Annotated in this window: 11 protein-coding genes; 9 read left to right on the top strand and 2 right to left on the bottom strand. The window is 38.6% G+C overall.

Annotated elements, in window-relative coordinates:
* Nucleotides 1–152: 152 nt before the first annotated feature.
* Nucleotides 153–734 carry a Mu transposase domain-containing protein gene (locus tag CWD90_RS15470; protein ID WP_239986535.1) on the top strand — a complete coding sequence of 194 codons (582 nt, stop codon included), beginning with the start codon at nt 153–155 and terminating at the stop codon, nt 732–734.
* Nucleotides 735–758: 24 nt separating this feature from the next.
* The gene (gene istB, locus CWD90_RS15465) at nt 759–1,490 is read left to right on the top strand and encodes an IS21-like element helper ATPase IstB (protein ID WP_103476983.1); all 732 of its coding nucleotides are present in this window, start codon (nt 759–761) and stop codon (nt 1,488–1,490) included.
* Between the two features lie 69 nt (nt 1,491–1,559).
* Here istB and CWD90_RS23595 read toward each other — a convergent pair whose 3' ends face one another.
* Nucleotides 1,560–1,691, bottom strand: a complete 132-nt coding sequence (locus CWD90_RS23595) for a DUF6747 family protein (protein WP_262494958.1) — start codon at nt 1,689–1,691, stop codon at nt 1,560–1,562.
* A 606-nt stretch (nt 1,692–2,297) separates the two neighbouring features.
* On the opposite strand from CWD90_RS23595, the gene miaB reads away from it, so the two are divergent.
* The 7 genes from miaB (at nt 2,298) to groL (ending at nt 9,140) form a co-directional block, all read left to right on the top strand.
* On the top strand, nt 2,298–3,830 hold the full coding sequence (gene miaB, locus CWD90_RS15455; RefSeq protein ID WP_103476988.1) for a tRNA (N6-isopentenyl adenosine(37)-C2)-methylthiotransferase MiaB: 1,533 nt from the start codon (nt 2,298–2,300) through the stop codon (nt 3,828–3,830).
* 3 nt (nt 3,831–3,833) lie between these two features.
* The gene (locus CWD90_RS15450) at nt 3,834–5,105 is read left to right on the top strand and encodes a sigma-54 interaction domain-containing protein (RefSeq protein ID WP_103476981.1); all 1,272 of its coding nucleotides are present in this window, start codon (nt 3,834–3,836) and stop codon (nt 5,103–5,105) included.
* Nucleotides 5,106–5,153: 48 nt separating this feature from the next.
* A complete protein-coding gene (locus CWD90_RS15445) occupies nt 5,154–5,672 on the top strand; it encodes an LptE family protein (protein WP_103476980.1) in 519 nt (172 codons plus the stop codon).
* Nucleotides 5,673–5,675: 3 nt separating this feature from the next.
* Nucleotides 5,676–6,605: a hypothetical protein gene (locus tag CWD90_RS15440; RefSeq protein WP_103476979.1), complete on the top strand. Its 930-nt coding sequence runs from the start codon at nt 5,676–5,678 to the stop codon at nt 6,603–6,605.
* A gap of 3 nt (nt 6,606–6,608) precedes the next feature.
* Nucleotides 6,609–6,977 carry a preprotein translocase subunit SecG gene (gene secG / locus CWD90_RS15435; protein ID WP_103476978.1) on the top strand — a complete coding sequence of 123 codons (369 nt, stop codon included), beginning with the start codon at nt 6,609–6,611 and terminating at the stop codon, nt 6,975–6,977.
* Nucleotides 6,978–7,120: 143 nt separating this feature from the next.
* Complete coding sequence (locus tag CWD90_RS15430) at nt 7,121–7,399, top strand: co-chaperone GroES (RefSeq protein WP_072860635.1); 279 nt, start codon at nt 7,121–7,123, stop codon at nt 7,397–7,399.
* Between the two features lie 103 nt (nt 7,400–7,502).
* Entirely contained in the window at nt 7,503–9,140 is a 1,638-nt protein-coding gene (gene groL, locus CWD90_RS15425; protein ID WP_103476977.1) for a chaperonin GroEL, read from the top strand.
* A 76-nt stretch (nt 9,141–9,216) separates the two neighbouring features.
* Here groL and CWD90_RS15420 read toward each other — a convergent pair whose 3' ends face one another.
* Nucleotides 9,217–9,576: a heavy-metal-associated domain-containing protein gene (locus CWD90_RS15420; RefSeq protein WP_103476976.1), complete on the bottom strand. Its 360-nt coding sequence runs from the start codon at nt 9,574–9,576 to the stop codon at nt 9,217–9,219.
* Between the last annotated feature and the right edge of the window lie 38 nt (nt 9,577–9,614).

The following is a 9,614-nucleotide window of genomic DNA, read 5'->3' as shown; positions in this document are numbered from 1 at the left end:
TAAGTTCTACAGCTTTTTCCTTAAACTCTGCAGTGTAATTTCTTTTTTCTCTTGACATTTTTCAAAGTTAATTTTAATAACTAAAACGCTCTTAACTCTATGTCCGGTTAAATATAGTAAGTCCAGAAGTAGAAAAACAAGAACTAAGGCCCTTGCCATTAAAAAAGTATGAGATCAAATCCTACGCCAAAGGAACCGTTCACAAGAACAGCCACATCTATTTCAGTAAGGACAAACATTACTACAGCGTGCCCTATATACATATAGGCAAGCCCATCAAGATCATCTACTCGGATAATCTAGTGGAAATATTCCATAAACTGGAACGCTTGGCGGCCCATCCAAGAGAAAGGAAAAAATACGCCTACACCACGCTGAAAGAGCACATGCCCTCGCACCATCGATTCATAAGTGAATGGAGCAGCGAAAAGTTCATTACATGGGCAGGGCATATCGGGGAGAACTGCAAGGCCTACATCATTAAGATACTGGACAAAAAACAACATCCCGAACAATCCTATAAATCATGTCTGGGCGTACTGCACCTAACAAAAAAGGTAGGCAATACCCGATTGGACAATGCCTGTAAAAGAGCATTGGACTATGGGGCGTATAATTACAATATCATCGAACGCATCCTTAAAAACGGATGGGACAGTCTCGATGAGGATATCGAACAAGAGATTGATATGCCCGACCACGAGAACATCAGGGGCGGCCATTATTACAAATAAAATAGAAATAGTAAAACCACGAATATGAATACACAAACATTGGAACAGATGAAACAATTAAGGCTCTATGGTATGCTCAGGGCCTTTAACACCAGTTTATCACCGCGGAGCATCAACTACACCAATGACGAGTTGATCGCTTATCTGATGCAGTCGGAATGGGATGACAGGCAGAACCGAAAAATAGAACGCCTTACCAAATCGGCCAAGTTCAGGTATAGTGCCGTAATGGAGAATATCGATTATGATCCTACTAGGAAGATCGATAAAAACCAGATACAACGTTTTAACAGTTGTGACTTTGTAAAGCAAAAAGAAAACATACTCATCACAGGAAGCACAGGTGCAGGCAAAAGCTATATCGCATCGGCCATAGGCCATCAAGCCTGTTCCTTGGGCCATAAGGTCATGTATTTTAATACCACCAAATTATTTACAATGCTCAAAACATCAAAAGCTGATGGTTCTTATGTAAAGCAAATAAATAAACTCGAAAAGCAAGACCTACTTATCCTTGACGACTTTGGCCTGAAAGGACTGGACAACATCAATAGGCACTCCTTTATGGAAATCATCGAGGACAGACATGGAAAAAAATCAACTATAATAGCTTCCCAACTACCTGTAGAAGCATGGCATGAAATCATAGGCGAACAGACCATAGCGGATGCCATTTTAGATCGTCTGGTCCACACAGCTCATCGAATGGATATCAAAGGCGAATCAATGCGTAAAAAATTAAAAAATAAACAGTAAATTTAACCACAAAGGAATCGATTTTGAGCAACTAGTTTGCTATGCTCACTTTCATCCGGCACACGTGGTTCACTTTGACCGGCTCATCCACATGGCTGCGGTGAACCATGCAAAAGCCTTAAAATAGTGTTTGACAATATTTCTGCCAAGGTTTTGGAAGCCTTCTAAATAGACATCTTTAATAAGTAGAATTGTTTTCATATTTGGGATTTTATTTGAAACAAAGTTCAGGCTATCAACTGGGGCTAGAATGATAATTCGACAAAAGTGAGTTAATTTGGGGTTGAACTTCATTTCAATTGTAATACATAGGCAGATTAGTCATTTAATCGACTAGAGCTTAATTCAGCTTATAGGTTCAAAAGTAAATCTAGAGGTTGAATGACAAAAAAATTGGGCTATAAATTCCTTATCATGAGAATACAATGTAACTAGGTATATGTATTAGTTACACTTTCGATAATTGATAATGTAACGAAGGTTAATTAACCGATGCATATCAGAATAGTATACTGATATGTTTTACTACATGTTGTCATAGGTTACACTGTGGAAATGCTTTAAGGTTGTGTTGCTTCATACCAACATGCATTACTATAATTGTTTTTTTAAATAAAATAACACCCTCTCATCTAAAACGAATGAAATGAACCACAGAACAATTCTGTGGTTTTTTTAGTTTCAAAACCTGACATTTTGACATTAAATTCTTTATATTTGCAATCTCATTTTCGGATATACCCATCTGTGGGGTATAACTAACATTGTTGAAAGGGGATAAAAAATAGTTATACCCATATGGAAAATATGAAAAATAGTAAAGAATTGAATATCAAACATATAGAGGAAATTAAAATTTCCGATAACAACAATTATACCCAAGGTTATACCCCTAAAAATCCTAATCAATTTAATGGTCAAATACTTGATTATCAAATAGATAAAAAGAATTTACCACTCAAAAGAAAACTATACATAGAAAGCTATGGATGTGCCATGAACTTTTCGGACAGTGAAATTGTTGCCTCCATCTTGTCCAAGGAAGGCTTTAGCACTACACAAGAACTGGAAGATGCCGATCTCGTGTTAGTGAACACCTGTTCTATTCGTGAAAAGGCGGAACTCACCATCCGCAAACGATTGGAAAAATTTAATGCCGTTAAAAGACATAGGCCCCATATGAAGGTAGGCGTATTAGGCTGTATGGCGGAAAGGCTAAAAACTAAATTGCTGGAGGAAGAAAAAATTGTAGATATGGTAGTAGGTCCAGATGCTTACAAGGACTTGCCGAATCTTATAAAAGAAGTTGATGACGGTAGGAATGCAGTAAACGTAATCCTATCCAAAGAGGAAACCTATGGTGATATTTCCCCTGTACGGCTTAACACCAATGGCGTAACTGCCTTTGTATCCATTACCCGAGGTTGTGATAATATGTGTACTTTTTGTGTAGTACCCTTTACCCGAGGTAGGGAACGTAGCCGAGATCCACAATCCATACTAGAAGAGGTGAATGACCTTGCCCATAAAGGATTTAAGGAAATTACACTGTTGGGACAAAACGTGGACAGTTACCTGTGGTATGGTGGTGGTTTGAAAAAGGGGTTTGAAAAAGCGACGGAAATGCAAAAAGCAACCGCTGTTGATTTTTCCAACCTATTGGAAATGGTGGCCTTGGCACAACCAAAATTACGTATCCGCTTTTCCACTTCCAATCCGCAAGACATGACCCTTGATGTGGTCAGAATTGTAGCAAAACATCAAAATATCTGTAATTACATTCATTTACCGGTACAAAGTGGCAGTAATAGGATCTTAAAGGAAATGAACAGATTACATACCAGGGAGGAATATTTGGAACTGGTTAAAAACATCAAGGAAATAATTCCAAATTGTACCGTTTCCCAAGACATGATTACCGGCTTTCCTTCCGAAACGGAAGAAGACCATCAGGACACGCTGTCGTTAATGAAGGAAATTCAATATGATTACGGGTATATGTACGCCTATTCCGAAAGGCCAGGCACAGCCGCAGCTAGGAATATGGCAGACGACGTTCCTCAAGAAGTAAAAAACAGAAGGTTAACGGAAATCATTGCCCTACAAAGGGAACATAGTCATATTAGAAGCAAACAACAACTTGGGAAAACCGTGGAAGTTTTGATAGAAGGAGCCTCCAAAAAATCCGATTTGGATTGGATGGGCCGAAACTCTCAAAGTTTTGTTGTGGTATTTCCTAAGGAAAACTATAAAGTGGGCGATTTTGTAAAGGTCGAAATAATAGATTGTACATCGGGTACATTAATAGGGAAACCTGTAGGGTATTCCAATAATAATTAGAGGATGGAATCAATACAGTCTATAAAACAACGCTTCGAAATAATTGGCAACGATGTAAAACTTAATCGTGCTATTGAAAAGGCCATCCAAGTGGCACCAACGGATATCTCTGTATTGGTCACTGGGGAAAGTGGTGTAGGAAAGGAAGCCCTTCCGAAAATTATACACTCTCTTTCACATAGAAAACATGCTAAATATATAGCCGTAAACTGTGGCGCAATTCCAGAAGGCACTATAGACAGTGAACTTTTTGGACATGAAAAAGGAGCCTTTACGGGGGCCACCGCTACCAGAAACGGTTATTTTGAGGTTGCCGATGGTGGAACCATCTTTTTGGATGAGGTTGGTGAACTGCCATTGACCACCCAAGTACGACTTTTAAGGGTATTGGAAAATGGGGAATTTTTAAAAGTAGGCTCCTCCCAGGTCCAAAAAACAGACGTACGGATAGTAGCGGCGACCAATATCAACATGTTCGAAGCCATTAAAAAGGAAAAATTCAGGGAAGACCTATATTACCGTCTTAGCACAGTAGAAATCAACATCCCTCCCTTACGTGATCGCAAGGATGACATACACTTGCTATTCAGGAAATTTGCATCGGATTTTGGCCAGAAATACAAAATGCCAACTATCCGCTTGGAAGATGATGCGGTGCAATTGCTGTTAAAATACAGATGGCCAGGAAACATCAGACAGTTAAGGAATATTGCGGAACAGGTTTCTGTCCTGGAGGAAAGCAGGCTTATTTCCCTAATTACCCTAAACAGTTACATACCTAGTTCCAGCAATACCAATTTACCTGCCGTAGTAGGAAAAGAAAAAAAGGAGGGCGATTTTAGCACAGAAAGGGAGATATTGTACAAAGTGCTTTTTGATATGAAAGGTGATTTGAACGATTTAAAGAAATTAACGCTCGAGTTGCTAAAGCACAATGACAGCGAGAAAGTACAGGAAGAAAATGAAAATCTAATCCGAAAAATCTATGGTGAGGAGGATGATGAGGATTATACGGAACAGGAGGAAAGCCCACGTAAAATTTTACAGCTTCCAGAACCGTATACAGAAAAACCGATAGCTAAACCCCAACAAGAAGACAAGTATCACTTTGCAGAAGAAATACAAGAGGAAGAAACCCTATCTTTACAGGATAAGGAAATAGAGCTTATAAAAAAATCCTTGGAACGGAATAAAGGCAAAAGAAAAGCGGCTTCGGCAGAATTGGGTATCTCCGAACGCACCCTTTACCGTAAAATAAAACAATACGATCTTTAAGTCAGTAGTCAGTAGTCAGTAGTCAGTAAAAAATACAAAAAGAAATTAATGATCAAGAGTAAACATATTATTATGATGCTTGTAGTGGTGGCAAGCGTCTCTGGATGTGGTATTTATAACTTTACCGGCGGTGATGTTGGCACAGCTACTACATTTCAGGTAAATTACTTTCAGAACTACGCTTCACAAAATCCGGGATCAACTTTTGAACCTGGAATGGATAGGGATTTTACATTATCACTGCAGGATCTAATATTAAATCAGACAAGCCTAGATCTTGTTAAATCCAATGGGGATTTGTTGTATGAAGGTGAAATTGTGGAATACAGGATTTCTCCGATGTCGGCTACCTCACAACAAACAGCAGCACAAAACAGACTGAGTATAGGGGTAAACGTAAGATTCTTTAACAATACCAAGGAAGATGTTGACTTTGAACAAAGGTTTTCCTTCTTTTACGATTACCCTGCCAATTCACAATTGGCCAGCGTAAAGGCTGAGGCCCATCAGGTAATTTTTGAACGTATTACCCAAGATATTTTTAATAAATCATTGGCAGATTGGTAATTTATGAACGTACAGGATTTTACATATTTATTACAAAACCCTGACAAAGTGGTTTCCCCTGTACAGACCAATCAACTGGAAGATGTACTGGCCGAGTACCCTTATTTCCAAGCGGCTAGAGCCATGCATCTAAAAGGTCTTAAAAACCTCAACAGTTTTAAATATAACAATGCCCTTAAAGTAACTGCTGCCTATACTTCGGACAGGGATATTCTTTTCGATTTTATAACCTCCAAAGATTTTTTACAAAATACAATCGCTGATTCTATTTTAGGCAAGGCAACTACTTTAAACGAAACTCCGACCATTTCTGAGGAGATAGTTTCTGAATTTAAAAAGGAAAGTGCCCTTATCGAAGAATCCGAAGATGAGCCATTGCCAAGGACGGTAAAAGATGCCGACAATATTTTGGACCCCTCACTTTTTTCCTCCAAAGACCCGGACATAGACAAATCCATTTCGGACGATAAAAAAAAAGCTGAAGAGGCACTGGAAATCGGAAAACCATTAGATTTCACCAAAAAGGAAAAATATTCATTCGGGGAATGGCTTCAATTAACTTCTCAAAAGACCCAAAAGCCGAAGCCGGGAGCAAAAGTCATCAAAAAAGAAGTAGCCACTAATGAGATTAAATCAACACCAAAAGCGGATAGGCTGAAAAGGAAAAAATTTGACCTCATCGACAAATTTATAGAAACAAATCCGAAAATTGTACCCACAGTAAATCCTGTGAAAGTTCCTATCAAAGATTCCCTGACCTTTGATAAAAACGAATTAATGACAGCCACTTTGGCCAAGGTATATTTGGAACAAAAGAAGTATAAAAAGGCTATTCAGGCATACAAAATTTTAAGTTTGAAATATCCAGAAAAAAGTAGTTTCTTTGCAGACCGAATTAAAGCGGTAGAAAAGATACAACGAGAAAACAATTAAATAATGAATACAACATTTACAATATTCTTGGTCCTGATCATCCTAGTTTGCATCCTATTGATGTTAGTTATTATGGTGCAAAACCCTAAAGGTGGCGGATTGTCATCATCTTTTGGCGGAGGAGGCAACCAAGTTGTAGGAGGCGTAAAAAAGACAGGAGACTTTTTAGACAAGAGTACTTGGACATTGGCAACCATATTAGTGGTTTTAATTTTACTTTCCAATGTAGCCCTAAAGGGAAGCTTTAGTGATTCCGATTCAAAATTACTTAATGGGGACCCTATTGAGACCACAGCACCGGATGCCCTACCTGAAACACCAATCTCGGCACCTGCCACTAACGGTACAAACACTACCGATAGTGTTCAATAACAAGAGAAAACACATTTAAAATATCAAAAATGCCAGCTTAAGTGACAAGCTGGCATTTTTATTTTAACAAATTGTCAGTTTTCAGGCAATGGCATAATTTCTGCCTACATTAATCAAACTTAAAAACATAAAATCTAAATAATATGGCTAAAGTTAGCATTAAACCATTAGCGGATAGAGTTCTTATAGAACCTATGGCTGCCGAAACTAAGACTGCATCAGGTCTTTACATTCCAGATACCGCCAAAGAAAAACCACAAAAAGGTAAAGTCGTTGCCGTTGGTCCTGGTACCAAAGATGAAAAAGTAACCGTTAAAGTTGGAGATACAGTACTCTACGGCAAGTATGCCGGTACTGAGTTAAAACTTGAGGGTACCGAATACCTTATGATGCGCGAAAGCGACATTTTAGCAATTATATAACATTGCTCTAATTCCCTAAATACTAGGGGTATTCCAAACAACAAACTAAAGAGTATAACTAATTTCGTTCCGTTTTATTTGGAACGATAAATGAAATTAAATTATGGCAAAAGATATAAATTTTGATATCGATGCAAGAGACGGCCTGAAGAGAGGTGTCGATGCATTGGCTAACGCAGTAAAAGTAACCTTGGGACCAAAGGGAAGAAACGTAATCATCAGCAAATCGTTTGGTGCTCCAACCATTACCAAAGATGGAGTTACCGTGGCCAAAGAAATTGAGTTGGCAGACCCTCTTGAAAATATGGGAGCCCAAATGGTTAAGGAAGTTGCTTCCAAAACCAATGATTTGGCAGGTGACGGTACCACCACTGCAACTGTTCTTGCCCAAGCTATCGTAAAAGAAGGCTTAAAGAACGTAGCTGCAGGTGCAAATCCAATGGACCTTAAAAAAGGTATCGATAAAGCTGTTGAAGCTATCGTTGCTGATTTGGCCAAACAAACCAAAAAAATAGGTGATTCTGCAGAAAAAATAAAACAAGTTGCCTCGATTTCTTCAAATAACGACGAGACTATTGGTGACTTAATTGCCCAAGCTTTTGGAAAAGTAGGTAGGGAAGGTGTTATCACAGTAGAAGAAGCCAAAGGAACTGATACTTATGTTGACGTTGTAGAAGGGATGCAATTCGACAGAGGATACCTTTCTCCATACTTCGTTACCGATTCGGAAAAGATGACAGCCGATCTAGAGAATCCTTACATATTATTATATGATAAGAAGATTTCTTCTATGAAAGATTTGTTGCCCGTATTGGAGCCAGTAGCACAATCTGGAAAACCTCTTTTGATTATTGCAGAAGATGTTGATGGTGAAGCTTTGGCTACATTGGTAGTAAACAAATTAAGAGGGTCTTTAAAAATTGCTGCTGTTAAAGCACCAGGATTTGGTGACAGAAGAAAGGCAATGTTGGAAGATATCGCTATCCTAACAGGTGGAACCGTAATAGCCGAAGAAAGAGGCTTTACTATGGAAAATGCCACTTTGGATATGCTTGGTACCTGTGAAAAAATCACTATTGACAAGGACAATACAACTATTGTAAATGGTGCAGGTAATTCAAAAACTATTAAGACTAGGGTAAACCAGATCAAATCACAAATCGAATCTACTACCTCTGATTACGACAAAGAAAAATTACAGGAACGCTTGGCTAAATTAGCTGGTGGAGTTGCTGTTCTTTATGTTGGCGCTGCTTCTGAAGTAGAAATGAAAGAGAAGAAAGATAGAGTTGATGATGCACTTCATGCTACACGTGCAGCTGTTGAAGAAGGTATTGTTGCTGGTGGTGGTGTTGCTTTGGTAAGAGCTAAAGCCGTTCTTTCCAAAATAAAGACTGAAAATGCCGATGAGGAAACAGGTGTGCAAATTGTTGCCAGAGCTATAGAATCTCCATTAAGAACTATCGTTGAAAATGCTGGTGGAGAAGGATCAGTAGTAGTTTCCAAAGTGTTGGAAGGAAAAGGAGATTTTGGTTATGACGCCAAATCAGAAACCTATGTAGACATGATCAAAGCAGGTATTATTGATCCTAAGAAAGTAACTAGAATTGCATTGGAAAATGCGGCTTCTGTTGCTGGTATGATCTTGACTACAGAATGTGCTTTGACCGACATTAAAGAGGAAGCTCCTGCTGGGGGAGGCGGACATGGCCACGGTGGTGGAATGCCCGGAATGATGTAAGTTTAAAAATTTACAACCATAAAAAACCCGCATTTGGAATTCCAAATGCGGGTTTTTTCATTAAGAGATATTTTACCTATTCATGATGTTCACCATCATCCGAATTATCTTCACGATACTTGCAGCAAGGATGAACGCTTTCATAAGCTTCCTCCGTTGCCTTTAATTCCTTGGTATCATGGCCTACCCCAACAATGGCAGTTTTTATAGCCATCGAATTTGTTTTTCGTTCATCAATAATAACAGATAATTGATGCGTAGGAATATCCCATAAGGCGTATTTAACTCCTTTAACCGCTAGGGCGGCTACCTCTATCCGCTCTTTGCACATGGCGCATTTACCATTGACCTCAAAACTTATTTTCTTGTTTTTCTCCTGACCTTGGACAGAAACTGCCAATAAGGCAAATGCGGCTCCTAAAATTAAATTTCTCATTGTTATATTCTTTAAAGATGAAATATTTATAATAAATA

Source organism: Arenibacter catalasegens (genome assembly GCF_002909235.1).
Taxonomy (GTDB): Bacteria; Bacteroidota; Bacteroidia; order Flavobacteriales; family Flavobacteriaceae; genus Arenibacter; species Arenibacter catalasegens.
The sequence above is the reverse complement of the archived record's forward strand: the minus strand, read 5'-3'. Positions and strand labels throughout refer to the sequence as shown.

What these genes read in the sequence shown, in the direction of transcription:
- istB (WP_103476983.1), top strand. Translation starts at nt 759, where the DNA reads ATGAATACACAAACATTGGAACAGATGAAACAATTAAGGCTCTATGGT.
- CWD90_RS23595 (WP_262494958.1), bottom strand. Translation starts at nt 1,691, where the DNA reads ATGAAAACAATTCTACTTATTAAAGATGTCTATTTAGAAGGCTTCCAA.
- miaB (WP_103476988.1), top strand. Translation starts at nt 2,298, where the DNA reads ATGAAAAATAGTAAAGAATTGAATATCAAACATATAGAGGAAATTAAA.
- CWD90_RS15450 (WP_103476981.1), top strand. Translation starts at nt 3,834, where the DNA reads ATGGAATCAATACAGTCTATAAAACAACGCTTCGAAATAATTGGCAAC.
- CWD90_RS15445 (WP_103476980.1), top strand. Translation starts at nt 5,154, where the DNA reads ATGATCAAGAGTAAACATATTATTATGATGCTTGTAGTGGTGGCAAGC.
- CWD90_RS15440 (WP_103476979.1), top strand. Translation starts at nt 5,676, where the DNA reads ATGAACGTACAGGATTTTACATATTTATTACAAAACCCTGACAAAGTG.
- secG (WP_103476978.1), top strand. Translation starts at nt 6,609, where the DNA reads ATGAATACAACATTTACAATATTCTTGGTCCTGATCATCCTAGTTTGC.
- CWD90_RS15430 (WP_072860635.1), top strand. Translation starts at nt 7,121, where the DNA reads ATGGCTAAAGTTAGCATTAAACCATTAGCGGATAGAGTTCTTATAGAA.
- groL (WP_103476977.1), top strand. Translation starts at nt 7,503, where the DNA reads ATGGCAAAAGATATAAATTTTGATATCGATGCAAGAGACGGCCTGAAG.
- CWD90_RS15420 (WP_103476976.1), bottom strand. Translation starts at nt 9,576, where the DNA reads ATGAGAAATTTAATTTTAGGAGCCGCATTTGCCTTATTGGCAGTTTCT.